Here is a 25,507-nt window from a genome sequence, read left to right as displayed (position 1 = left end):
TATTTCGAAGGTATAAAGCTGGAGTAAAAAGGCCACAGCGGCTCGCAACCCGCGCATTGTGGCCTAAGTCTTTTCAGCTCTGGTGAACAGGATTCGCAAGTCTCTGAAGTGCAGCAACCCTGTTGGCCCAAGTACACAGGTGGAGTCGGCGAGGGTGTTTCGAAGTACCAAAGCAACTAAACGCGACGAAATCAACTCCGAAAGTTTTTCGGCACAGATTGGCGCACCATGCGCCTGCCGATTTGCCCATCTACGTTCAAAGTCATTCGATTCTTGAGGAGGGCGGGAGTGGGTGGACGCAGAAGTCACTCGCGAACGGAGAAGCTTGGCACAACGTACCTGACGATCGCTGTCGTCTCGTTTTCGGCACTCACGTTCGAACTTGTCCAGACTCGAATTCTCTCGTTTATTTTCTGGAATCACATCGTGTACCTGGCGATATCCATCGCCCTGCTGGGGTTCGGGATTAGCGGCTCGTTCGTTACCTGGTTGAAACGACGCAGCCTGAATACGGCCGAGGATACCGCCGGCGCGATTGCACGCTGCACGGCGGCCATGAGCATCAGCATGCTCTTGAGTGTTGTGGTCATATCACGAGCGCTGCCTCTCATGACAGACGTTGACTCCGCGTGGAAGCTGATGATTTGCTACATCGTCTCGGTGCCGCCATTCATTTTCGCAGGGGCCACCATCTCGCTCATCATGGCCTATGCAGCGGCCACAACAGGCAGGCTGTACTTCTTTGACTTGGTAGCAGCGAGCTTTGGCTGTGTCCTGTTCTTCGTGCTCCTGCCCGCGCTCGGCGCTGTGGGGGCGGTCAGCCTACTCGCCCTGCTGGTCGCCGCGTGCGCGATTCTCTGGACCCGCAGCTCAGCCCTCATGCGAACCCCGACGTCCGGGTTCAGCATCGCGGTCGTCGCCGTACTCGGTTCCATGTTGCTGTTCGGCTTGCGCGACAAGTTCGAATATTTGCCCGAGCCGTACAAGGAACTCGCCGAGATGCTCTCGAAGGGAGCGCACCTCGAGCGCACGCGCTGGACGACCTTGGCCCGTATCGACGTGGTCGGCGGACACACGCCGCAGGTACTCAACTACACAGAGCATCCGCCCGATTCTTACAAGATCATCACACAGGATGGATCGGCGCACACGCGTCTGGTCGGCTCTGGCGCGATCGCAGATATCTTCAGCCGAGTCGCCTCAGGGGCACAGGTGCACCCTTCCGGAATCACTTACTCCGTCCTGAACCATCCAGATGTGGCAATTATCGGCACGGGCGGTGGCATCGACGTGGCATACGCGCTGGCCAACAATCCGTCCTCGGTCTTCACGGTCGAGTTGAATCCTTACACCCATCGACTCACGACCGAGGATTACCAGGACTGGAACAGCCACATGATGTCCGACCCGCGCGTAACCGCGATTCACGCCGAGGGTCGCAACGCGATTCGTTCAATCGATCGCAAGTTTGATCTCGTACAGATCATAGCAATCGATACGTTTGCCGCACTGAACGCTGGCGCGTATGTCTTGAGCGAGAACTACCTCTACACCGTCGAAGCGTTTCAGGATTACTTCAGCCACTTGAAGCCGAACGGCTATCTCGCGATGTATCGGTGGAACTCGTTCCCGCCGAAGGAGACGCTGCGTCTCACCTCTCTTGCGGCCGAAGCATGGCGACGTTCGGGCGTGAACCGAGTAGGGAATCGCGTCATGGTCATCGGCGATGACGTTTGGGCTCTGTCGATTTTCAAGAATGGCGAGTTTTCGGAAGCCGAAGTCAACGCTTTGGCCGAGGCTGCCCGCCGGGCCGACCGCTCCGTACTGTATTGGCCGAAGGTCAGACCTGCCGCCGAACAGCGGGAGTTTGAGCAGTTCTATTACGAGGCGCACAACGACAAGCACATCCCGGAGTTCTCTGCCGCATTCAACGAATTGCTCGCCTCCTACGATTCCGGGACGCAGAGCGAATTTTTCCGCAAGTACCCCTATAAGATTGTGCCCACAAGTGACGACTCGCCGTTCTTCTTCGAGACTTCTTCGCTTTCCGATCTCGACAACTGGAGCCTGAATACGCTTCGTGGAAGCAGCGTCCAGAGCACGATGTTCCAGATTACGATTGCCGCTACAATCGCGATGATCTGCGCCATCTTCCTGCCGCTCTACTTCTTCGATCGTGGCGGAATCGCAGGCAACGGCTCAGGTTCGTTTACGTTGTATTTTGCCAGCCTTGGCTTCGGCTTCATGTTGCTGGAAGTTGCGCTGATGCAGAAGGCCATTCTGCTGCTCGGCAACCCTATGTACTCCATCCCTGCCGTGCTTAGCGGCATGCTGTTGTCGGCGGGAATCGGAAGCGGAGTCAGCAGTCGCTGGGGTGTTTCGTTCCGTAGAAAGATAACCATTGCGACTGCCGTGCTGGTGCTGTCCGTGGCCGCCTTTGCAGTCGGCTTCGCGGGCCTTTCTCCTATCCTGCTGCGAATGTCGATGACGATTCGTGTCGCAGCAACCGTGCTCGGTATCGTGCCGATCGGTTTCGCGCTCGGAATCTTTTTCCCGGCCGGTCTCGAAGTAGTACGCGACCGCGCACGCCTGTTCGTTCCGTGGGCTTGGGGCATCAACGGCTGTGCCTCTGTGTACGGCAGCGTTGCCGCGACCATTGCGGCGATGTGGCATGGCTTCAACGTCGTCCTGTTGTTTGGCGTTACGACATATCTTGTTGCACTTGTGGCGGGATATCGTGCCGAAAGTTTACTGGTGCAGGAAGCGCGGAGCACGGCCAGGATTGCTGAACCGGTATCAAGCTCACCGGCGACGGATTGAAAAAAGGGATTCGACCGAATCCCTCTTTTGCCAGTTGAGGCGTTTAGGCCGAACTAATAGCCCATGATGTTGTAGCCGCAATCTACATGAAGCGTTTCGCCGGTGATGCCGCTGCCGCCAGGGCCAGCCAGGAAGACGGCTGTCTCCGCGACTTCATTCACGTCCACATTGCGTTGCAGCGGTGCACGGTTGGCGTGTGCCTTCAGCATCTCGGTGAGTCCACTGATGCCGCGCGCAGCCAATGTCTTGATCGGACCCGCGGAGATTGCGTTCACGCGGATCTGCTTGCGTCCGAGGTCGTTCGCGAGATAGCGGACCGAGGCTTCAAGCGCGGCCTTCGCCACGCCCATCACGTTGTAGTTGGGAACGACCTTTTCCGCGCCGAAGAAACTGAGCGTTATGATGCTGCCACCCTCGGTCATCAACGGAGCTGCGGCGCGCGAGACGGCGATGAGCGAGTAAACGCTGACGTCGTGCGCGATGCGGAAGCCTTCGCGAGTGGTCTGGGAAAAGTCGTTCTTCAGTTCGTCAGCCGGAGCATAGGCCACGGAGTGTACCAGCACATCCAACTTGCCGAAGCTCTCACGCAGGCTTTCAAACAGTGCGGCGATCTCATCGTCATTGGAAACGTCGCACTGGAAAGCCTTAGCATTGGGAAGCGATTGGATCATCTCCTCCGCTTCCTGACGCACACGCTCGTTCTGGTAGGTGATTGCCAGTTGCGCGCCTGCGTCCTGCAAGTGCTGTGCGATCGCCCACGCGATGCTGCGTTTGTTCGCCACTCCGAATACAACGGCTGTACGACCCTCAAGACTCTTCGACATTCGCGTCCAAATACTCCTGCTTTGAAATCAGTGTGTGGGAAACAAACAGAATAGCAGGATATTGGCCGAATGGCTGTGATCTGGTGTTGCCGGATCAAGAAATTGATGCACCTGCGTACTGGCGAGCTTTGAACCTGGTTAATTGTTCAAGCGACGTTTCTCAAGCACAAAGCGATGTATCCGGGCTCACATCCATCTACGAAGGCCAGCACTATGCTGGATTTGTTATGACAAAGACCATCGACGCGCCGATGCCCTCTGTGGAGAAGCAGAAGGCCGCCGAACAGCAGATTGGCGAAACAACGCGTCAGCCCCTATGCGTTGAGTTCGTGCGATTCTGCAAGGAGCAGTACCTCAGCTCTCAGGCGGCGAACACGTTCTTCCACGTGTTGCATAATCACCGTTGGGACGAAGAGTGCAAACAGATCCGCGAGAACATGCGTCCGGATGTGGATGCGCTGTTCGGTCCTGTGGAGCAAGCCATCTCTGAAGGCAGGGAATGTAAAGACGTCCTGCAAAAGCTCATCGTGACACTTACCAAACAAAACTGAACAGCGCCTTGCCCTTATACTTCCGAGCCCGCTCCGGCGGGCTTTTTTCTTGGCGTGGCCGCGTGGAATGATGCTGTATGACTCCGTGATTATCAGTTGGAGTTTAGGTATGTCATATGTAGACAACACACTTTGGGCGAAAAGATTGAAATCTAAAGCAGCGCTGGTCTTCCGGCCTCATCTAAGTACAGGGACGAAGTTTGCGTTCCTGCGCGGAGCGACGAAGTCGCGGATAAAAACCCCCTCTCATCAGCGCCGAGCTGGCAAAGGGGATTCTTCGACTTGGGCTTATGCCCTCGATCAGGAAGGCAATGCTTCGGGCCACACCAACCATGCTCCTGCCTCAAACCATCTCGCGCTGGACGGTGTTCGGGCTCGTGCTGGCCGGAGTGACTGGCGGCACTGCCGCTGCCATTTCAGGGGACACTCAGAAGCCGCCGGCAACCGCGACGCGCTCCACGCGGGTGTTTTTCGATGGCAAGGTGGTTTGGTTTACGCCGGCGATGATGAGCCATAGCGCGTACGTGGTGCTTGGGCCTTGGCAGCTCGCCGCCACTCGTGCCAAGCCGCGCGATGGGCGTCCCAATCTGTACATCGTATCGCCAGGAACTCAGTTTCAAGGCGATGGCGCCTATGACCACAACCTGGTGATCAGCCATCTGGACAGTCCAGGGGAGATTGAGTTCGACGTCTACTACGCGCTTGTGCTCGATCCGCTGTTCAAGGCAGACATCCGCGATGAGCGTGACTTGATCGTTGCTGCGCAGCAGACGTTTACGCCCGGCGACCTGTTCGAGTTCGGCGACATACCTTCGGCGGCACTATTGCGCGACCAGCGATTCGAGAACATTTCGGATCTCGATGGCTTCCGTCGTGCAGACGGTTCGCTTCCGAAACTGATCGTGTTGCCGGCGCGCGCAACCGTTCGGGGGACCGTTGACGAACAAGGCGAACAGCTTTCGCATTTCGGTCGAACTTGTGCGACACCCGGCGGCTAAACCTCAGCGGCTATAAGCCGCCTTCATTCAGTGCGATTTATGGCACGCCTGAAGGCGTGTCCCTTCAAGGAATCACAACCAGGGCGTCAATTCGCCAGCAGCCGAAGTTGCCTGCCGTTCGACCGCTGCCGTCTGAAGTCTAGTGTCTGACGTTTGCCGTCTGCCGTCTGCTTTACTGGCGTTTTACCATCTCGTCTGAGAGCAGGTGAGCTTTTGTTGCGAGGTTGTAAGCGCGCTCCAAGTCACCGTCTTGCACGGCGAGACGCGATTGCGTGATGTAGTTGCGAATCTGCCGCGTGGTCCCCTGATCGAGATCGCTCAATGTTCGGCCGCTAATCTTGCGGAGATTGAGTTCAGTGGAATCCAGCAGCTTCATCGTGTCCTGCCGCTGTTGGGCCATCTCGTCGCGGGGCACTTCGGGAGAAATTTGAACGTTGTTATCGGCGCTGCTGCCACCATCGGCAACAGTCTTGTTCGTGTTCTTAGCCGTAGTCGTCTTCGGTGAGGTCGCGGTTATCGGCTTCTTCGAGCGATGCTTCGGCTTGGGTTTGACGGCCGAGGGCTTTGCGGGCGCTGTGACCGAAGGCTTGTCGGCCGAAGGCGTAGTCGTGGTTGCGGTCACGGGCGGCTGAATCGGTGGAGGCTGCACTTGCGGTTCAGGCGCGGAGATCGTAGGCGCCTGCGTCTGCGGAGAAGGAACGGGCGGCTTCTTCTTCTTGCAGCCGCCAAGAACCAGTAGACCCAACAGCGCCGCGACAGTTGCGATTTTTCGTACCAAGTTCATACGTCTTTCAGCACCTTAACTCAGCCAACCATGTCATGTCTGTGAGGTGTGAGTCTGTGCGACCTCAGAGCCAGATTCTACGCCCGCGATGGGAAGCGTGAGCCTGAACGTGGTACCTCGTCCCTCTTCAGACTGGAAGTCCAGGCTGCCGTTGTGGAGTTGCAAAACCCGGTAGCTCATGGCGAGGCCAATACCGCTGCCCTGCTTCTTGGTAGTGAAGTAGAGGTTGAAAATCTTGTCCCGTATTTCGGGGGGAATGCCGGCCCCGTGGTCGCGCACTTCGATGAGGGCGGTCCCGTTCTCACGAAGCGCGGAGATGTTCAACGCCCCGCCTTGAGGCATCGCCTGAACGCCGTTGAGCACAACGTTGAGGAGAGCCTGCTTGATGAGGTCGGCATCGACCCGCGCCAGCAGCGGCTCCGGGCTGATTTGCTGCTCTATGTTTACGCCGTGGCGCCCGGCGTCAAGAGAGGCGAGGAGCAGGACTTCGTCAATGATTTTGCGCAAGTCAATGTCCACGAGCCGCAACTCGATTGGCTTGTTGAAGTCGACAAGGGTCTGCACGACGCGATCAAGGCGCCGGATTTCGCCGCCAATGACGTCGATGTGGCGTCTTGTGTCGGGATCGACCTGCGACAACTTTTCACGCAGTACTTCGAGGTGGACGACGATGGCATTGATCGGGTTCTTGACCTCGTGTGCGACGCCCGAGGTGAGGCGTCCGATGGCCGCGAGGCGACGCGAAAGTTCGATCTCGTTCTCGATACGACGCACGCTTTCGGCATCGCGCATGGTGAGTAGCGCGCCAATGCGTTCACCGCGTTCTTCGATGAAGTCGAGCGAGATCTGCATGCGGCGGCCAGCGTCGTCTTCTATCTCCCGCTGCGTGATGGGCTGGTGCAGCGCAAAGGCGTCGAGCACAATTCGTCCCAGGCGAGTGCTGTCATCAAAGATTTGCTCGACGTCGTAGCCGAGCATATCGTTCCGCGGGCGGCCGACGAAGCGTTCCGCCGACGCGCTTACAAGCACGACGCGGGCATCGCGGGTGAAGAGCATGAGGCCGTCCTGCAATGTGCCCATGATCTGGTCGAGGTTTTCTTTAAGAGCGGAGAAGACCTCTTTAACATCCTGGATCTGGCGGCCAAGTCGATCGATCTTCGTGGTTACCACGCCATACTCGTCGGTGGCGACGCTCTCGATCTCGGGCGACTGGCCGACGTCAGAGGTCATCAGGTCGAGTCGGCGGCCAATAGCTTCCAGTGGCCGCAGCGCGATATTCGACATGCTGGCTGCGAAGATGAGCGACAGCAGGATTGCCATCCCTGAAAATAGCAACGCACGATTGAGTTGCGGTTGAAGCTCGTTCTTCAGAAAGACCGTGGAGAGGCCTACGCGGATCTCGCCAAATGGCTTGTCGCCGCGCTGGATTGGCAGTTGAACTTCGTAAACACGCGGTTCTCCATACACCACGGACAACTGCTCGAAAAAGCCACCATCACGTAATTCCGAGAGGCTGGTACGTTGGGGGAAAGGTTTGTCGATGGCTCCGGCGTCGGTGTGCAGCATCGCTTTGCCGGCCTGGTCGGCAATGGCCACGTCGTAAATCGTTGGCGAGTAGCCGACAATCGATTGCAGGAGCGAGTTCAATCCGGGATCGGATTGCAAAATCTCCTCGATGGCGTCATGAACCTTCTGCGGGTCATCGACATCGAGACGCGTGCTGCTGAGATCGATTTCCAGCGCCTGTCGCGTGAGGTGCAGAACCTGGTGCGCGACGAAATCGCCGCTCTCGTACGACTCCGTTACACGCTGCCTTACGATCTGCGAGATGTAGATCCAGGACAGCACGGCCACGAGTGCAAATACCATGGCACTAATGGCCAGCACCAACTTTGTTTTGAGTCGTATCCTTGGCATTGAACAGTTCGACGAAGGGCAGTATCAGATTGTAGTGCCTGCTTGCCGTTGCGCTTGCATCAACGCACGGCCACGTGCGCGATACCGGCGCTCGAACTCGCTTAGTGGTTGGCCGCCAGTTCGGCAGTCGCAGCTCCGTTTGACTGCTGCCCGTATTCCTTCAGCTTGTTGTGCAGCGTCTTCAGGCTGATGGCCAGGATTTCCGCTGCGCGCGTCTTGTTGTTGTGCGTCGCCTCAAGCGTTTTCAGAATCAGCAGCCTTTCCGCTTCTTCGACCGTGGTGCCGACGGCGAGGCGCACGGCGTTGGCTTCCTGTACCGGAGCCTTCGGCGTGACCGAGCCGAAGCCGGGCGGCAGGTGCCGGGGCTCGATCACCGAGGAGTCGCAGACGATCACTGCGCGCTCCAGGGTGTTGCGAACCTCGCGAACGTTTCCAGGCCAGGCAAAGCCATTGAATAAATTCATGACAGCATCGCTAACGGTACGCACGTTGCGGCCGTGCTTTGCGTTCATGTCCTTGATGAGCATGTGGACAAGGTCGGGTAAATCCTCCTTGTGTTCGCGAAGCGGCGGCATGTTGATGTTGAACACGTTGAGCCGGTAATAGAGGTCGTTGCGTAGTTCGCCTTTCGCTACGGCGTCTTCCGGTACTTTGTTGGTGGACGCGACCACTCGCACATCCACCGGCGTTTCGACTTTGCTTCCAAGGCGGCGGAGCCGGTGATCTTCCAGGACGCGCAGCAGCTTGGCTTGAGTTCCGATGGGCATCTCGCCGATTTCATCGAGCAGCAGCGTGCCGCCTTCGGCGAGTTCGAAGCAGCCGGTGCGGCGTTCGAGCGCGCCGGTGAATGCACCTTTCTCATGTCCGAAGATTTCGCTTTCGATCAGCGTCTCAGGGATTGCAGCGCAGTTGATGGCTACGAAAGGCTTGTTCTTTCGTGAGCTCAACTCGTGCATGGTGCGGGCGACCAGCTCTTTGCCGGTGCCGCTCTCGCCTGTTATGAGCACGCTTGCAGTGCTGGGTGCGACCATTTCGATCAGCCGGAACACTTCCTGCATCTTGCGCGAGGAGCCTATCAGTGAGCCAAGCTGCCCGCTATCGCGCAACTTGCGCCGGGTAGCTTCCAGTTCTCGTTCGGTACCACGCTGGCGTGCGGCATTGCCCAGGATGTTCCGCAATCGCGTGGGGTTGACGGGCTTCTCGATGAAGTCATATGCGCCTAGTTTCATCGCAGCTACTGCGGCATCGATACTGCCCTGGGCCGTGAGCAGGATGACGGCGATCTCTTCGGGTTGCTGCGCGATTTTTTCCAGCAGATCCATGCCATCCATGCGCGGCATTTTCAGATCGGTAATGACAATGCCCGGGCTCCATGTTCCGGCCTTCTCCAGGCCTTCTACACCGTCGCACGCCGTCTCCGTGCGATACCCCCACGCAGAAACAAGTTCGGCGAGACCTGTGCGTTCGTTTTCTTCATCTTCAACAATTAGAACTTTTTCTAAGTTCATGGAACCTCGTTCTCCATACCAGGACAGATTCGCTACCCAAATCGGCAGGAAAAGTCCAAACTACCCGCGCGCGAGCCAGAGATAAACCCGTAGATAATCACAGAGTGAGATGCCGGATTCACTCACCGTGTAACTTTTTCGCGCTGAATATTTTCAATTGTAATCGCGGGACAAAGGTAAAAGCGCGGAGCACTGTCATATGACCTCCGGCATGATGAAGATAACCAACCTGGCACATGCAAGGGTGACAAGGGTAACCTGTTAGTAACCTATTGATTCTAACGGCTTTTTGTTGAACTCTAACTATGTTCCTGTACACTTAAGTACCGGTCGGAGCTATTTTTTGTCCGCCGTTCCGCCCGCAAGTTCCCGTTTTACTGGAAATTTGTATCGTTTTGTTCGCTTGGAGGATTTCGAATGTCGCTTCGTCGTTACATCCATATTGGCAGGGTCGCACTGGTCCTGTTCGCGCTCGCCTTTGCGTTGACGTTCAGCGCCACAGCCGCGATGGCGCAAGACAACCCGCCTAAGGCAGAGATTTTCGCTGGCTATTCCTGGCTGAACCCCGGTGGCAGCGTGCCGACTGGCAAAGTGCCGTCGATTCCAAAGGGCTTCGGCGTTGCTTCAACTTTCAACATCAACAAGTACTTTGGTTTGGCGCTCGACTTCAACGGCCATTACAAAGATGAAGCAAACGTCAGCACTTTCATGGCTGGCCCGCAATTGAAATTGCGTAGTGAGCAGTTTTCGCCATTTGCAGAAGTATTGTTCGGGTTCTCGCACATCTCGCCCGCGGGGCTGAGAGAGAACAACGCGTTTGCGCTCGGCGCGGGCGGTGGTTTCGATCTCGAAATCGGTCGCCACTGGTCGTTCCGCCTGATTCAGGCTGACTACATCTACACAACGTATCGCGACAAGGGATTGCAGGTGACTGCGAACCGCTGGGATGGTGCTCGTCTCCAGAGCGGCTTGGTGTTCAAACTGGGTGGTGGCGCGCCCCCGGTCCCGGTTTCCGCAACCTGCAACCAGCAGCCCGCTGAAGTGATGGCAGGCGAGCCGGTTCAGGTTACGCTGGCTCCGGCCAACTTCAACCCGAAGCGCACCCTGAGCTACGCCTGGACAACGACGGGCGGCAAGGTCTCTGGCACGGCAGCATCCACAACGGTTGACACCACTGGAGTGGCGCCGGGCAGCTACACCGTTACCGGTCGCGTGACCGACAACGGCAAGGGCAAGAACCAGATGACGGCCGAATGCAAGTCGACTTACACAGTGAAGGAACCGCCGAAGCATCCGCCGACAATCGCCTGCTCCGCGAGCCCTGCGACGATTAAGTCTGGCGACCCGGCGACGGTTTCCTGCCAGGGCAACAGCCCCGACAACCGTCCCCTGAGCTACTCGTGGAACGCGACTGGCGGACGCCTGAGCGAGAACGGTCCGACCGCAACGCTGGATACCGCCGGTGCACCGGCAGGCCCGATCACGATCAACGCCACGGTCAGCGATGACCGGAACCTTACGGCCTCGGCTTCGAGCACGGTGAACGTCGAAGTTCCGCCGCCGCCGCCGACCTCCAGCAAGATCAACCAGATCACGTTCCCGGACGCAAAGCGCCCGGCTCGCGTGGATAACGCGGCGAAAGCCGTGCTGGACGATGTTGCTCTGCGCCTGCAGCGTGAAGCTGACGCGAAGGGCGTTGTCGTTGGCTACGCAACCGCCGACGAGACCAAGAAGAAGGCGAACAAGAACCTCGCCGCGCAGCGTGCGATCAACACCAAGGAATACCTGGTCAAGGAAAAGGGCATCGATCCGACCCGGATTGAAGTCCGCACTGGAACCGGCGACGAGAACAAGTCCGAAATCTGGCTTGTCCCGACGGGCGCTTCCTTCGTTGGTGAAGGCACCACGGTTGTTGACGAGAGCGCAATGGCAAAGCCGGTCAGAAAGAGCAAGGCTGCTCCGAAGGCCCAGACGCCGCAGTAGGGAAGTTACTTTGGAACGCGGCCGGTACGATGCTTCGCGCGTCGTACCGGCCGTGCTTTTTTGTCCTCTCGTAACCTTGCGTGTTGCTGCGCAAAGTGGCACCTTCCGCTTAGCCCGAATACTCTAAGGAAATGGGGTACGAACCTTTGCAGAAGTCTTTGCTGAGGGTTTTTGTCGTCGCTATCCTGCTGCTGTTATCGCCGTCTGCGAACGCACAGTGGGTGCCTGTTGGACCCGAGGGCGGCGATGTCCGCTCGCTGGCATATGATCCGCGTAACCCGGACCGCATACTGTTGGGAACCAGTGCCGGGCAGCTATTCCTGAGCACGGATACCGGCGCGTCATGGGCGAGGTTCGCGCATCTTGGTCCCGGCGACGCCTACGTTCTAGACAACATCGCAGTCGACCCAAATGATGCCAATACGATCTACGTTGCCGCATGGAGCGTTGAGGCCGAGAACGATGGCGACCTCTTCCGAACGCGGGATGGCGGACGCACGTGGCAAGTGATCCCCGCGATGCGCGGCAAGAGCATCCGCGCGATGGCGCTTGCGCAAACGAACGCTCGCATCATCACCATCGGCGCGCTTGATGGCGTATTCCGCAGCACAGACGGTGGAGATACGTGGCAACGCATCTCTCCAGAAGGTCACGCCGAGATCAAGAATATCGAGTCCGTAGCGGTCGATCCGCGCAATCCGCAGATTGTCTATGCAGGCACGTGGCACTTGCCGTGGAAAACCGAGGACGGCGGACGCACCTGGCACAACATCAAGCAGGGCGTCGTAGACGACTCCGATGTGTTCTCGATCATCATCGACCACAGCAATCCGGCCGTTGTTTACGCCAGCGCCTGCTCCGGGATTTATAAGAGTGAAAGCGCAGGCGACCTCTTCCGCAAGGTTCAGGGCATACCGGCCACGGCGCGCCGCACGCGCGTGCTGCAACAGGACCCGGTGACAGCGGCGGTGGTTTATGCAGGAACGACGGAAGGACTTTGGAAGACTGTTGACGGCGGGAAGACGTTCAAACGCATTACCGCCGGCAATCACATCATCAACGACGTGATGGTTGATCCGCGAAATGCTTCGCGACTCCTCATTGCGACCGATCGCAGTGGAGTGCTTGCCAGCGACGATGCCGGCCAGACTTTCCGCATGGTCAATACCGGCTTCTCGCATCGCCAGGTCTCCCGCATGGTGGTTGATCGCACCGATCGGAGCACGGTTTTCGCGGCTGTCGTGAACGATAAGGAGTTCGGAGGCGTGTTCGTGTCGCGTAACGCCGGGGCAAAGTGGACGCAAGTCAGCGATGGGCTCGCCGGGCGTGATGTGTTCGATATTTCCCAGGCAAAAGACGGAACGCTGGTTGGCGCCACGAACCGTGGCATTTTCAGCCTTGTCCCAAACAGCACCACGTGGAAGCCGATCAACACGATCCTGAATCAGAAGCCTGCTGTGGGGGGGAAGCCGCGCCGTACCAAGAGCGGAAAACTCATCGCGCCGCCGGCGGCGAAGCCGCAGTGGACAAAATCCGAGTTGAGCGCGCGTGTCGCGCAGGTGGATGCTCGTGGTATCCGCTGGTTCGCGGCGACCAACGCGGGCCTGTTCGTCAGCCGTGACGAGGGACGTAGCTGGAATGGCGGAGCCGCGGCAGGAGAGAAAGTATTTATCGGCGTTCGCGCCCTGGGCGACACGGTCCTTGCGGCAACGCCAACAAGACTGCTGATTTCGCAAGATGGCGGCAGCACGTGGGCGGCTTCACATGTACCGGGATACGTAACGCGGATCTATGGAGTGGCGATTGCAGGCGCACTCGCGCCGGGCAATAGCACCATGTGGCTCGCCACCCGCGAGGGTGCATTGCGCAGCACCGACCACGGACGAACCTGGGTGCATGTGCTGGAGGGACTTCCGGCTCGCAACGTCGTAGGCATCGAGACCGATGCTGGAAGTGGTCGCATGTTGGCCACCGCCCTGGGCGCACGCGGTATCTATGAAAGCCGCGATGCCGGGCGTACTTGGACTGCGACGTCCGATCTGGGCCTTTCGATACGAAGCGTGATCGACTTCAACGGACGCCTGCTCGCAGCCACGGCTTACAACGGCCTTCTGCTTCAGCCGGCAACAAAGGTTTCACCGGGTGACAACGTTGAACGTCCCGCAACGGGTGGAGCAGCGCAGTAGGAAATAGAAAAGGAAATACACAAAGTAACAAGTGAGGCAAGGGGCCGCCGCGAGCGGCCCTTTGCTGTTTCCGGCGATTGCGCAATCCAGGAACTCTCTTCCCGTCCCGGAAAAATCTACATACCCCAGTGAAGCACGAGCGCTGCAAGTTCCTGAAAGTGCTTACCTGGCTTTGGCAATCCGAATGCTTTGTATAACGGCGGCTCCGTGCCCCGTTGGGCAGTAGCTGAGAGGGAAGGAGAGCCTCCCATGATGATGAAGAATTCGATTTCCAAATTCATTCCGATGATTCTCGCGCTGGCAGTACTGAGCGCGTGCGGCCGCGCGCCGGACAGTACGCAGGCAGCAGCGGAGCCGGAGTCCGGCGCTAACACGCCGGTTGCGAGTGGCGCCAATGACGCGAGTACGTCGTCTGAACAGTTGCCGTTTGCGAAGGCAAGCGAGCAAAAGGGCTCGCAGCCGAGCTCCGAGCCGAGCCGCAACGTTCCAACACAGGCGCTCACGATTCCTTCGGGCACGCCAATCACTGTACGGTTGCAGACGGCTGTTTCAAGCGCCTCGGCAACCGCGGGTGATCGCTTTGAGGCGGTTCTCGACGGCCCCATCGTGGTGAAGGGAACTACGGTAGCGCCTGCCGGCGCGGCGGTTACAGGACGGGTGGTCGCAGCGCATCGGTCGGGACGATTGCAGGATCCTGGAATGATTCAGATCGCGCTTGCAAGCATTACCCTGAACGGACGCTCAGTGGCGGTGTCAAGCTCCAGCGTGAGTGCGCGCGGCGCTTCGCACAAGAAGCGTAACTGGGCGATGATCGGCGGTGGCGCTGGTGGTGGCGCAATCGTTGGCGGCCTGCTCGGCGGTCCCAAGGGAGCGATGATCGGCAGCGCCGTCGGCGCGGGCGCTGGTACAGGCACCGCTGCCGCCACAGGAAAAAAGGATGTCGGCTTCGGCATCGAACGGCGGCTTACGTTCCGGTTGACGCAACCCGTCACTCTGCGTTGACAAGCTTTGTGAATGAAAATTGCCATTGATTAAAAGCCCGGCTCACACCGGGCTTTCACTTATTTATTGACCAAGTAACCGCAACCACGCTGCGCACTGCTCGATTCTTCCCGTTTCGAACCCATCTCAGTTCTAAATTCCCGTTTTTGCAAGGTGATGTTGTCGTTCAGGTTGTCGGTATCGAGGAGGCAGTCCCAAGGTGGAGCGATTCCGATTCGGGACTGGGCTGATCGCGAGAAAATGCAGGCGAACGCGGCAATCTTGGGCAAAGCCCGTGGTTGCATCAACTTACGTTGAATGCGGTGCTTTGGCGCGCTGCTTGCATTATGGAAGTGGTACGAGAGACGAGCATACATGAGTGACATTTCAGCACAGAACGTTCCCGGTCTCGAAGCGCAGAAGGTTCGACGCGCACTGCACGATCTCAGCAACCTGTTTACGGGAATCCTGGTTCACGCTGGCCTCCTTGCGCGGGCGCTGGGGCCGGAACATCCGCTGCATTTTCACGCGCTGGAAGTCTGCGACGGCGGAGAGCGTGGGGCGGCGCTTGTCCGCGAGGCGTGCGACGGGTTAACCGCCGCCGAACAGCACGGTTGCGCGAACGGCTAGTCACTGATGAATGTTCTGCTCATCACAGGCGAACGTGTCGCGTGCTGCACGGAATCGGCGGGAAGCCGTCGTGATGCGCGCGAGTCGGCACCGGGACTTCAACGCGGGAAGTGCGAACACCCGCATGAACATTGGTCAAAATGCAAGCGTCTCGATCAATCGATGATCGTTGAATTCGGATGATGATTACAGGAGGAGCACGATGATGGGCTCGGAAATGACTACGCGAGAGGGGAAAGAAACTCCTTTCCCGCCGGTGGACAGTCTTACTACAATGTTTGTGGCTGAATCGATGGCTCCGAACCTGGAAAAGCCGGAAGCGAACCTTCTCAACCTGCTTATCGTTGACGACGAGCGGGCCATCCGAGATGGGTGCCGCGAAGTTGCACAAGCGATAGGTTTCTCCACCTACATCGCAGACTCTGCCGACCACGCATATCGGGTACTTGACACCACGAGTATCGACGTTGTGCTGCTCGATCTGCGATTGCCGGGCACCGGCGGACTCGACGTGCTTCGCGAAATCAAGCGGCGCCGCCCGGAAACCGTCGTAATTGTAATCACCGGCCACGCGACGGTGCAGTCAGCGGTGCAGGCAATGAAGAGCGGCGCTTATGATTATGTGACCAAGCCGTTCAACATGGAAGAGCTGACGCTCTTGCTTGAGCGTGTTACTAGCCATCTGAAGCTGACCACCGAAAACCGGATGTTGCGCGAGCAGATCAAGTCGAAGCAGGGTTTTGGGTCGATTGTTGGCCGCGCGCCGGAGATGGAAAAGCTGTATCGCATCGTCTCCAAGGCGTCGCACAGCACGCACCCCGTGCTCATCTTGGGCGAGAGCGGTACAGGCAAGGAACTTGTCGCACGCTCGATCCATTTCTCCGGACCTTATCGCGATAAGCCATTCATCCCGATTGATTGCGGGTCGCTGGTGCCCACATTAATCGAGAGTGAACTATTCGGCTACGTCAGAGGAGCCTTTACAGGCGCAGTTCGCTCAAAGGAGGGGCTGCTGGCAATCGCCGAGGGCGGCACCCTGTTCCTCGATGAAATCGGTGAGCTGCCGGTGGACTTGCAGGCTAAGCTGCTGCGGGCTTTGCAGGCAAAAGAAATCCGTCCGGTGGGCGGAACCAAGTCGATCCCGATCAACGTCCGCATACTTGCGGCGACCAACCGCGATCTGGAACAAGCGGTAACGCAGGGAACCTTCCGGCGCGATTTGTACTTCCGTTTGAATGTGCTTACGTTGCGGATTCCCCCGCTCCGTGACCGCAAGCAGGACATTCCCCTCCTCACCGGCCATTTCCTGGAGCGGCTGGCGCGCGCTACGGGCGTGCAACGCAACATCAGCGATGAAGCTCTGAAGTTGATGCTTGCGTACGAGTGGCCCGGCAATGTGCGTGAACTCGAGAACTGTCTCGAACGTGCATGTGCTCTCAGTTCCGGCCCCACGATTCATGTATCTGACATGCCGACTAACGTGCAAACCTGGCGGTCGCAGACTGTGGCGGCCGCACCGCAACCGAATTCGGCGCAGGGCATCCTTCCCATAGCCGATCTCGAGAAGCACGCCATCATGCGCGCCATCGAACAATTGCACGGCGACAAGCTGGAAGCCGCGCGGCTGCTGGGCATCGGCAAAACCACCCTTTACCGCAAACTCAAAGAGTACGGACAAATACAGTAGCGCCGCATACGGCTGCTGATTGGCTGCACGAGCGTTGAGCGCAGAGTTGTGTGCCTGCGCGCCTGAATGGAGCGAGTCGATGATTCTGATGGTGTCTTCTTCTGCCCGTAGCGTCGAGTGCGCGGCGGCCCTGGCGGTCGCGGTGTCTGAGCAGGTTGAGGTTGCCGCTAACCTTCGCCGCGCGAATGCGCTGCTGCGCGGCAGTGAGTATTCCGCAGTGGTGCTGGATGAGCCGCTGGTTGAAACCGAACCCGAAGGTGTGGATACCCTCCTCCACATCTCCGGCCTGGCGGTACCAATCTACGTGAACCTTCCGATTAGCAGTACCGAGAGGATTACGCGCGAGGTGAAGAAAGCCATGCGGCGACACGAGGAGGAGCGCTTGATCGCTATGCGCGCGGCGGAGTCTCTGCTTCGAAGCGAAATCCGCGGAGCGATTACGGGCATCCTGCTGTCATCGGAACTGGCGTTACACATTCCCGAGTTGCCACACGATGCACAGGCGAAGCTTCGCTCGGTATGCCAACTCGCGACACAGATACGCAACCGCCTGGAATCGATTCAGTAGTTGCAGTGGGAAATCTGGCTACTCTGGGCGCGCGCCCGTCTCCTCCTGAGCGGGTGCGTCCCTTTTTTGCCTGTAGAAGTCGCGAGTCGAGAGAGTCACGGTCTCCGCGTTGGCGGGCGAAACAGACAACTCGGCATTGCGAGGCAGACTCTCACCTTGGGAGAGCCAGCTCCCCTCTGGCGTTAGGTGACCATATGCTTTGGACAATCTTCGCGATTTTGTTGATCTTGTGGTTGCTCGGTTGGGGCTTCCACGTCGCCGGCAGCCTGATCCACGTACTGCTCGTGATCGCAATTATCGTCGCGATCATCAATTTGGCGACCGGACGGCGGGCAGTGTAGCGCCGTTCACGGGTGACCCCACGCACTTGTCGGATGAGGAGAGGCGAGGGTCAAAATCCGTGACATTGCTGCACACTTGCGGGGCATCCCAAGTAGCTCGGCCGCATCTAACTTCGCCTGAACGGGCGGAGCAGCGCCCCGGCGTACCACGACCATGTCTACACACCTGCACGGCACTCCGCAAAACTCCGGTTCAGATGTCGCTGTCCCGAGCAGCCCGTCCGGCATGGCCGACCGCGAGGCGCTGACGAAGGAAGTCGAGGAACTGGGCGAATGGTTCCACAACATCGACCTGTTCGGTGTCCCAACTGCTCCAAAGCACTTTCTTGGTGACTTCCCGAATGTGAAGTGGAAGCACATCGAGCCCACGGTTCCGAACGACCTCACGGGTGCAACCGTGCTCGATATCGGCTGCAACGGCGGATTCTACTCAATCGAGATGAAACGCCGTGGGGCAGAACGCGTGCTGGGTATCGATATCGACGAGCGATACCTGAACCAGGGACGGTTTGCGGCGAAGAAGCTGGGGCTCGACATCGAATTTCAGAATTGCTCTGTCTATGATGTCGACACGATTCCAGGCCAGTTCGACTTTGTAATCTTTATGGGCGTGCTCTACCACCTCCGTTACCCGCTGTTTGCACTGGACAAGGTTGTAAAGAAGGTCGGCGAGAAGCTGCTATTCCAGACGATGATTCGCGGTTCCGAACAGGTGCGCGAGTGGGAGAAGAACTATCACTTCTGGAACAAGGAGATATTCACGCACCCGGAGTTCCCGCGGATGTACTTCATCGAGCACAGTTACGCAAATGACCAGACCAACTGGTGGATACCCAATCGCGCGGCTGCCGAAGCCATGCTGCGTAGCTCAGGGCTGAAGATCCTGGAGCACCCTGAATCCGAAACATGGATCTGTGCCCCCGGGGAAGACGTGAGCCGCAATGGCCAGTACGTCCTCGACCTCGAACTGTCTGGCAGGCTGTAGCCGAACTCTGACAGGCTGATAACGAAAGGGACCCTTCATGGTAGAAGCCGTCATGATCTGGAATGAGCCGAACAATCTTTCCCATTGGGATTTCAAGATCGATCCCAATTGGAAGATGTTCGCCGAGATGCTGCTGGCGGGAGTACGCGCTGTGCGCTCCGTCAATCCCAGACTGAAGCTCGTTCTAGGTGGTATCTCCCCCATCGATCCGAACTTTCTTAAACTGCTCGATTCGTATGGAGTCATGGACGCGATTGACGTGGTTGCGGTGCACGGTTTCCCGTTGGACTGGAACCACTGGAACATCAACGAGTGGCCGGCGAAGCTGGACGAAGTGAGCGCGGTAGTGCAGAAGCCCATTTGGGTTTCCGAGGCCGGCGCGTCGTCGTTTGGCGCGGATGAAGTCCAGGGATTCGGCATTCAGAAAACAGCCGAGCTGCTTCTGAACCGCGTCGAGCGCGTGCACTGGTACAGCTTGTTCGATCTTCCGAAAACCTGGACGGCAACCACACGTCATAGAGAAGCAGAGGGCAGCGCATACTACCGGCACTACTACATGGGACTCATCCGCGAAGACGGTACGCCGAAGCCTGCCGTCGGTGTTTTTCCTGAAGGCATGGGCATTTGTCAGTGGTTTCATTTCGAGGATCACCGGCTCGACGTTGGAGTGGATTGGCTGCGCAAGCTTGGAGTGAAGTATCTGCGTACAGGTATTAGTTGGGCCGATTCGTTCCGGCCTAATGCCGAACAATGGTTCGACCGCCAGATATCGGCGCTGCAAGAGTTTGAAACCACGATGACGCTCTGTTTCACGCCGGAACATCTGGGAATCGTCCCGCATTACACGAGTCCGCCGAAAAATCCCGAAACGTTTGCGGAGTTTGCGCGCTGGGCGGTGTCGCGCTATGCACCACCGCGTTCGGAAACGAAGCACATCACTAACCATCCCCGTGACGGTGTTGTGGTGGGAGCCAACGAATAATGGGAAAGCGAGTTCTTGTTACAGGTGGTGCAGGATTCGTCGGTTCACACACTGTAGACGCGCTTCTCGCTGCTGGGCACAATGTGCGCGTATTCGACAACCTGACCGAGCAAGTGCATTTAAGTGGACGCCCTGATTATCTTGCGGCAGACGTGGAACTGATGCGGGGCGACATGCGCGACGTGCAGGCATTGCGCCAGGCCGTCGAAAAGATCGATGTCATCTATCACCTCGCCGCCGCCGTTGGCGTGGGGCAATCGATGTACGAGATTGCGCGTTACATCGAGATCAACACACAGGGCACCGCCAACCTGTTGCAAGTGATTCTCGATGGCAAGCTCAAGTGCGAGAAGCTGATCGTGGCGTCATCGATGTCGATCTATGGAGAAGGGCAGTATCGTTGCGGCGAGCACGGTGAAGTGGCGCCGCCGCCTCGTCCGATTGAACGATTGAAAGCCCGGCAGTGGGAAGTCGCTTGCCCGGCCTGCGGTCGCGAGTTGCAACCAGTCGCGACGCGCGAGTCGAAGCCGTTGCAGTACACGTCTATCTATGCGTTGTCGAAAAAAGATCAGGAGGAGATGACGCTGCTATTTGGCCGCACGTACAACGTGCCGGTGGTCGCGATGCGCTACTTCAACATCTATGGCACGCGGCAGGCGCTGTCGAATCCATACACCGGCGTGGCTGCGATCTTCGCCTCGCGATTGCTGAACCACCTCGCCCCGATGGTGTTCGAGGACGGCGAACAGATGAGGGATTTCGTCAGCGTGCATGACGTGGTACAGGCCAACATGCTTGCGATGGACCGCCACGAAGCGGATGGAATGGCGCTCAATGTCGGTTCCGGATACCCAATCGCAATACGCGAAGTTGGCAGCACGTTGGCGCAGTCGCTGGGCTCGGATCTGCAAGCGGAGTTCACGGGAAAGTACCGTGCTGGTGACATCCGCCACTGCTTTGCGGACATCTCCACTACAGAGCGCGTGCTCGGCTACCGGCCCAGGTACCGCTTCCATGATGGCGTGCAGGAACTGGTTGGGTGGCTGCGGTCGCAGACAGCGGTCGATCGCGCGCACGAAGCGGCGCAGGAACTCAGCGCCTTTGGGCTCACGGTCTAAGCATTTCCCGCTGCTGCACCTTTAATCACTGGGCGACGCGGCCCGTGAATCGCAATCTTGGGTTGATGCTTGACGAAATCCCGGCAGGAAGCGGATCGCAGTGCACGTACTTGTTACAGCAGACACGGTAGGCGGCGTTTGGACTTACGCGCGGGAACTTGTCACCGGACTCATTCGCCACGGTGTACAGGTAACGCTCGTGAGCTTTGGGGAAATTCCCACGACCTCGCAGGTGGAGTGGATGGAAGGGCTGCGAGGGCTGAACTACCATCCGACTGCTTTCCGGCTGGAGTGGATGCAGGAAGCCGAGCAAGATTTTCAGGCGTCATCGGATTACCTGCTGTCGCTGATTGAAGAGACAAAGCCCGACCTGTTGCACATCAACCAGTACTGCTATGGAGCGCTTCCGGTCTCGGTACCAAAAATCGTGGTGGCACACAGCGATGTGGCCAGTTGGTGGGCGGCCGTGAAAGGCGAAGACGCTCGCGATGTTGAGTGGCTGCGCTGGTATCGGGAAGCGGTGAGTGCCGGCTTGGATAATGCGAACGTTGTTGTTGCGCCGACACAGTGGATGCTTGACCAGGTTGGCCTTCACTATGGCAAGCCGAACCATGGCACGGTGATTTACAACGGACGCAATCCCGGGTTGTTCAATCCGCACACGACAAAAGAAGAGTTCGTCGTTTCCGTCGGTCGTTTGTGGGACGCAGGGAAGCAAGTGTCACTGCTTGCGCAAGTCGCGCCCGTCGTACCCATTTACATCGCGGGAGCAGAAGAACACGCCGATGCGGCGTTTCGCAGTGATGCGAAAACGGTGGATGATACAAAGCCGCGCGTGCATTGCGAGGGTCCGCAGAGTGAAGGCCAACTTCGGCAACTCTATGGGCGCGCCTGCATGTACGCGGCGACCTCGCGATACGAGCCTTTCGGGCTTGCGCCGCTCGAAGCAGCGCTTTCGCGTTGTGCTATCGTCGCGAACGACATTCCCACGTTCCACGAAATCTGGGGACAGACGGCCTGTTACTTCCGCTACAACGATGCGCAGAGTTTGGCCTCGACCATCGAGCGGCTCCACACAGACCGCGAGCTTCGGCTTACGTACGCGAATCTTGCATACAACCGCGCACGCCAGCGCTTCACCGCAGAGCGCATGGTCAAGGACTACATGAATCTTTACAAGACCATGGCACCGGCGGGAGCGGCGGCATGACGCAGAAGTTGCAAATCCGCTTCTTCGCCCATTCCTGGGTGAGCGACTGGAACCACGGCAACGCGCACTTCCTTCGGGGGCTTGTTCGCGAACTGGGCCGCCTGGGTCACGAGGTGCGCTGCTACGAAGAACTGGGCGCCTGGTCGCTCAAAAATCTCGTCAAGCAGGAAGGCGAGATGGCCATTGAAGCCATCGACGTTTTCCGCAAAACGTACCCGGAACTCGACATCCGTTTTTATAAGCGAGACGAAACCTTTGAGAGTTTTCTAACCGAGGAGTTGCAAGACGCAGACATCGTCATTCTTCATGAATGGAACGATCCTGCGGTCGCGAACGCCGTGCTCGCAAAGAAGCGGCAGTACGGCTTTCGTGCGCTTTTCCATGACACCCACCATCGCGCATATACCAGTGCGGGCGAAATCCTGCGCTTCCATTTGCATTTGTTCGATGGCGTACTCGCCTTCGGCGACGCGATACGGCGGATTTACAAAGACGGTTTTGGAATTCCGGAAGTGTGGACATTCCATGAGGCCGCCGATGTTTCGGTATTTCACCCGCTGAACGCGCCAAAAACGGCGGATGTCGTCTGGATAGGCAACTGGGGTGACGACGAACGTACGCGTGAACTGATGGAGTTCCTCGTCCAGCCGGCGGCAGCCTTGAGCAACCGCAAGTTTGCGGTGCATGGTGTGCGTTATCCCGAGCATGGACTGCGAACTCTGGCCGAGGCAGGGATTGAGTTCCGAGGGTATGTTCCGAACCTGCTTGCGCCGCTGATCTACGGCCAGAGCGTGCTGTCATTGCACGTGCCGCGCCGGCAGTATGCGAATGGACTTAGCGGCATTCCGACGATTCGCGTTTTCGAGGCACTAGCCTGCGGAGTGCCACTGGCGTGCTCGCCCTGGACCGACGCTGAGAATCTTTTCCGTCCCGGCGACGATTACGTCGTGGTGAACGATGGAGAACAGATGGCTGAAAGGATCGACGAACTCCTGCGCGATGACTCCGCGCGACGCCAGATCGCCGCGAATGGGCTGGAGACGATCCGTAAGCGGCACACTTGCGCGCATCGCGCTGCGCAACTTTCAGAAATCTTCGAGGAACTGGGACGATGAGGATTTTTGTGTTCGGTTCCAGCATTACCTCGGCTTATTGGAATGGCGCTGCTACGTACTATCGCGGCATTTACAAGAATCTCGCGGCATTGGGTCACCACATCACTTTCGCTGAGCCGGATATCTATCGTCGCCAGCAAAATCGTGACGTCAGTGAGATTGAATACGCGGAAGTCATCGTGTACCAGACGCCGGGCGACATCGATAAACTGCTAAGAGTGGCTTCGACCGCCGACCTGGTGATTAAACATAGCGGTATCGGTTCGGAAGATGCGCTGCTCGAGCATCGTGTATTGGAATGCCGCGCCGCTGGGACACAGGTTGCTTTCTGGGATGTAGATGCGCCGGCGACACTCGCTCGCGTGGAAGCCGATGCGAGTGACTACTTCCGTTCCCTGATTCCGCAATACGACTATATTTTTACGTACGGTGGCGGCGACGTCGTGGTGCGCCATTACCAGAAGATGGGAGCCAGGAAGTGTTATCCCATCTACAACGCTCTCGATCCTGAGACGCACCATCCTGTGATGCCGGACCCGGCGCTGTCTTGCGACCTGGTGTTTGTTGGCAACCGTTTGCCCGACCGTGAAAAGCGAGTTGAGGATTTCTTTCTGCGCGCCGCAGAGCTCGCGCCGGAAATGCGATTCATGCTCGGAGGTGAAGGTTGGGAAGGCAAGCGCATGCCGGCGAATGTTCGCTGGATTGGACACGTCGGTACCGGCGATCACAATCGAGTTAACTGTTCGGCGCGCATGGTGCTGAACATCAATCGCGAATCCATGGCGAAGGTGGGATTCTCGCCTCCCACGCGTGTCTTTGAAGCGGCGGGAGCGAGTGCGTGTCTCATTACCGATAAGTGGATGGGGATTGAGGCATTCTTCGTTCCCGGCAAGGAATTGCTCATCGCCTCCAGCGCGCATGACGTGGTGCGTTTCCTGCGCGATTACTCCGCGGAGCAGGCGCTTGGGATTGGTCGTGCGATGCGCGAGCACGCTTTGACCGAGCACACGTATTCGTTGCGTGCCCAGCAGGTAAATGAAGTGCTGGCGTCATCGCGTTCCGAGTGCTACCAGGGCAACGTCCCACTCAACGCGGTCACTGCGGGCGATGTCGCCAAAATTGCGTGAAATCCGCGTGCAAGTCTATCAAGCTCTATGAAGATCGTTATATTTGGGCTCTCGATCACGTCGTCCTGGGGCAACGGACACGCCACCACGTTTCGGGCGCTGGCGCGAGCGTTACATTCGCGTGGACACCGCATCGTGTTCTTCGAAAAAGATGTGGAGTGGTACGCTTCGAATCGCGATCTTCCCAACCCTGAGTTCTGCGATCTGCACTTGTACGAAGAGTGGGATGCCGTGGTGCCGCAGGCACGCCGTCACCTGGCGGATTGCGACGTGGCTGTGGTCGGCTCCTATTTTCCCAATGGCATCGCCGCGACGAATCTCGTGTTCGATTCGCCCGCGCGCGCGAAAACCTTCTACGACATTGATACGCCAATCACCATCGCGAAGCTGCGCGAAAGTGGCGTGACAGAGTACTTGCGCGCCGACCAGATCGCGGGCTTTGACGTGTATTTCAGCTTCACGGGCGGCCCAACGCTTCGCGAGATAGAAGCACGATTCGGCGCAACCGCAGCCGTACCGCTCTACTGCAGCTTTGATCCGGACAAGTACCACAGGTTCCCGGTGGCAAAGCGATTTACCTGCGATCTCAGTTACATGGGAACGTATGCGCCCGATCGTCAGCCGAAGATCGACGACCTGCTCTGCGCGCCCGCCCGTTTACTGCCGGATCGGCACTTTATTGTTGCTGGACCGCAATATCCAAGAAAGGTGAAGTGGCCCGCAAATGTGCGCCGCATCAATCACCTGAATCCGCGCTGGCATCCGCACTTCTACTCGTCTTCACGATTGACATTGAACGTAACGCGGCGTGACATGGTGATGGCGGGCTACTCGCCTTCGGTGCGTCTGTTTGAAGCCGCGGCATGCGGAGCGACCATCGTTTCGGACAACTGGCCCGGCCTGGAATCGTTCTTTACTCCGGGGGAGCAGATACTGCTGCCGACGACAGCGGAAGACGTTGTGCGCTATTTACGCACTCTGGACGAAGCGGCTTTGCACTCGATCGGGAAAAGAGCGCAAGAGCGCGTACTCGCGGAGCATACCAGTGACATGCGGGCGCAGCAGTTCGAACGCGCAGTCGAGCGCACGTATACAGGCAATGGGCAGGATGCCTCACGCGAGGCGATAGTCTCTTAACGGCACTTGAACGTCTGGCGTCATCGCGGCAATGACCAATCGGCGACGGCAACTC

21 protein-coding genes are annotated in these 25,507 nt (G+C 58.2%); 17 read left to right on the top strand and 4 right to left on the bottom strand.

Translation table 11 applies throughout. The annotated features are described in order from the left end of the window. Positions 1 to 288 precede the first annotated feature (288 nt). Complete coding sequence (locus tag VN622_02740) at positions 289 to 2,820, top strand: hypothetical protein (GenBank protein HWR34772.1); 2,532 nt, start codon at positions 289 to 291, stop codon at positions 2,818 to 2,820. A gap of 53 nt (positions 2,821 to 2,873) precedes the next feature. On the opposite strand, the gene VN622_02735 is transcribed toward VN622_02740, so the two are convergent. Then, positions 2,874 to 3,644: an enoyl-ACP reductase gene (locus tag VN622_02735; protein ID HWR34771.1), complete on the bottom strand. Its 771-nt coding sequence runs from the start codon at positions 3,642 to 3,644 to the stop codon at positions 2,874 to 2,876. A gap of 32 nt (positions 3,645 to 3,676) precedes the next feature. Here VN622_02735 and VN622_02730 point away from each other — a divergent pair, with 32 nt between their 5' ends. Next, positions 3,677 to 4,195: a hypothetical protein gene (locus tag VN622_02730; GenBank protein ID HWR34770.1), complete on the top strand. Its 519-nt coding sequence runs from the start codon at positions 3,677 to 3,679 to the stop codon at positions 4,193 to 4,195. A 311-nt stretch (positions 4,196 to 4,506) separates the two neighbouring features. Beyond that, positions 4,507 to 5,193: a hypothetical protein gene (locus tag VN622_02725; protein HWR34769.1), complete on the top strand. Its 687-nt coding sequence runs from the start codon at positions 4,507 to 4,509 to the stop codon at positions 5,191 to 5,193. 172 nt (positions 5,194 to 5,365) lie between these two features. On the opposite strand, the gene VN622_02720 is transcribed toward VN622_02725, so the two are convergent. The 3 genes from VN622_02720 to VN622_02710 all read right to left on the bottom strand — a co-directional run bounded on the left by VN622_02720 (position 5,366) and on the right by VN622_02710 (position 9,402). Next, entirely contained in the window at positions 5,366 to 5,977 is a 612-nt protein-coding gene (locus tag VN622_02720) for a hypothetical protein (GenBank protein ID HWR34768.1), read from the bottom strand. Between the two features lie 33 nt (positions 5,978 to 6,010). Beyond that, positions 6,011 to 7,894 (bottom strand): ATP-binding protein, encoded by a 1,884-nt coding sequence (locus VN622_02715; GenBank protein ID HWR34767.1) that lies wholly within the window; start codon positions 7,892 to 7,894, stop codon positions 6,011 to 6,013. 101 nt (positions 7,895 to 7,995) lie between these two features. Then, entirely contained in the window at positions 7,996 to 9,402 is a 1,407-nt protein-coding gene (locus VN622_02710; protein HWR34766.1) for a sigma-54 dependent transcriptional regulator, read from the bottom strand. Positions 9,403 to 9,819: 417 nt separating this feature from the next. On the opposite strand from VN622_02710, the gene VN622_02705 reads away from it, so the two are divergent. From VN622_02705 to VN622_02640, 14 genes are all read left to right on the top strand, one after another. Next, a complete protein-coding gene (locus VN622_02705; GenBank protein HWR34765.1) occupies positions 9,820 to 11,385 on the top strand; it encodes an OmpA family protein in 1,566 nt (521 codons plus the stop codon). A gap of 158 nt (positions 11,386 to 11,543) precedes the next feature. Beyond that, positions 11,544 to 13,571: a transcriptional regulator gene (locus tag VN622_02700; protein ID HWR34764.1), complete on the top strand. Its 2,028-nt coding sequence runs from the start codon at positions 11,544 to 11,546 to the stop codon at positions 13,569 to 13,571. Between the two features lie 249 nt (positions 13,572 to 13,820). After that, complete coding sequence (locus VN622_02695; GenBank protein ID HWR34763.1) at positions 13,821 to 14,573, top strand: hypothetical protein; 753 nt, start codon at positions 13,821 to 13,823, stop codon at positions 14,571 to 14,573. Between the two features lie 354 nt (positions 14,574 to 14,927). Continuing rightward, positions 14,928 to 15,182: a hypothetical protein gene (locus VN622_02690; GenBank protein ID HWR34762.1), complete on the top strand. Its 255-nt coding sequence runs from the start codon at positions 14,928 to 14,930 to the stop codon at positions 15,180 to 15,182. A 202-nt stretch (positions 15,183 to 15,384) separates the two neighbouring features. Further along, positions 15,385 to 16,869, top strand: a complete 1,485-nt coding sequence (locus tag VN622_02685) for a sigma-54 dependent transcriptional regulator (GenBank protein HWR34761.1) — start codon at positions 15,385 to 15,387, stop codon at positions 16,867 to 16,869. Between the two features lie 79 nt (positions 16,870 to 16,948). Beyond that, a complete protein-coding gene (locus tag VN622_02680; GenBank protein HWR34760.1) occupies positions 16,949 to 17,437 on the top strand; it encodes a hypothetical protein in 489 nt (162 codons plus the stop codon). A gap of 194 nt (positions 17,438 to 17,631) precedes the next feature. Continuing rightward, positions 17,632 to 17,778, top strand: coding sequence for a lmo0937 family membrane protein (locus VN622_02675; protein ID HWR34759.1), 147 nt, complete (start codon positions 17,632 to 17,634; stop codon positions 17,776 to 17,778). A gap of 226 nt (positions 17,779 to 18,004) precedes the next feature. After that, a complete protein-coding gene (locus VN622_02670; protein ID HWR34758.1) occupies positions 18,005 to 18,763 on the top strand; it encodes a TIGR04290 family methyltransferase in 759 nt (252 codons plus the stop codon). A gap of 37 nt (positions 18,764 to 18,800) precedes the next feature. Continuing rightward, positions 18,801 to 19,745 carry a glycosyl hydrolase 53 family protein gene (locus tag VN622_02665; GenBank protein HWR34757.1) on the top strand — a complete coding sequence of 315 codons (945 nt, stop codon included), beginning with the start codon at positions 18,801 to 18,803 and terminating at the stop codon, positions 19,743 to 19,745. Continuing rightward, the gene (locus tag VN622_02660) at positions 19,745 to 20,863 is read left to right on the top strand and encodes an SDR family NAD(P)-dependent oxidoreductase (GenBank protein HWR34756.1); all 1,119 of its coding nucleotides are present in this window, start codon (positions 19,745 to 19,747) and stop codon (positions 20,861 to 20,863) included. The genes VN622_02665 and VN622_02660 overlap by 1 nt, the downstream gene beginning before the upstream one ends. Positions 20,864 to 20,963: 100 nt before the next feature. Continuing rightward, positions 20,964 to 22,073, top strand: coding sequence for a glycosyltransferase family 4 protein (locus tag VN622_02655; protein HWR34755.1), 1,110 nt, complete (start codon positions 20,964 to 20,966; stop codon positions 22,071 to 22,073). Next, positions 22,070 to 23,188 (top strand): glycosyltransferase, encoded by a 1,119-nt coding sequence (locus tag VN622_02650; GenBank protein ID HWR34754.1) that lies wholly within the window; start codon positions 22,070 to 22,072, stop codon positions 23,186 to 23,188. Before VN622_02655 ends, VN622_02650 begins: the two co-directional genes overlap by 4 nt. Next, the gene (locus tag VN622_02645; GenBank protein ID HWR34753.1) at positions 23,185 to 24,315 is read left to right on the top strand and encodes a glycosyltransferase; all 1,131 of its coding nucleotides are present in this window, start codon (positions 23,185 to 23,187) and stop codon (positions 24,313 to 24,315) included. Before VN622_02650 ends, VN622_02645 begins: the two co-directional genes overlap by 4 nt. Positions 24,316 to 24,342: 27 nt before the next feature. Next, positions 24,343 to 25,452, top strand: coding sequence for a glycosyltransferase (locus tag VN622_02640; GenBank protein ID HWR34752.1), 1,110 nt, complete (start codon positions 24,343 to 24,345; stop codon positions 25,450 to 25,452). The last annotated feature ends 55 nt before the right edge of the window (positions 25,453 to 25,507 follow it).

Source organism: Clostridia bacterium, from assembly GCA_035561135.1.
Classification (GTDB): Bacteria; Acidobacteriota; Terriglobia; order Terriglobales; family Acidobacteriaceae; genus DATMYA01.
Note: the sequence above shows the minus strand (reverse complement) of the source record. Positions and strands in the feature narration are given on the sequence as shown.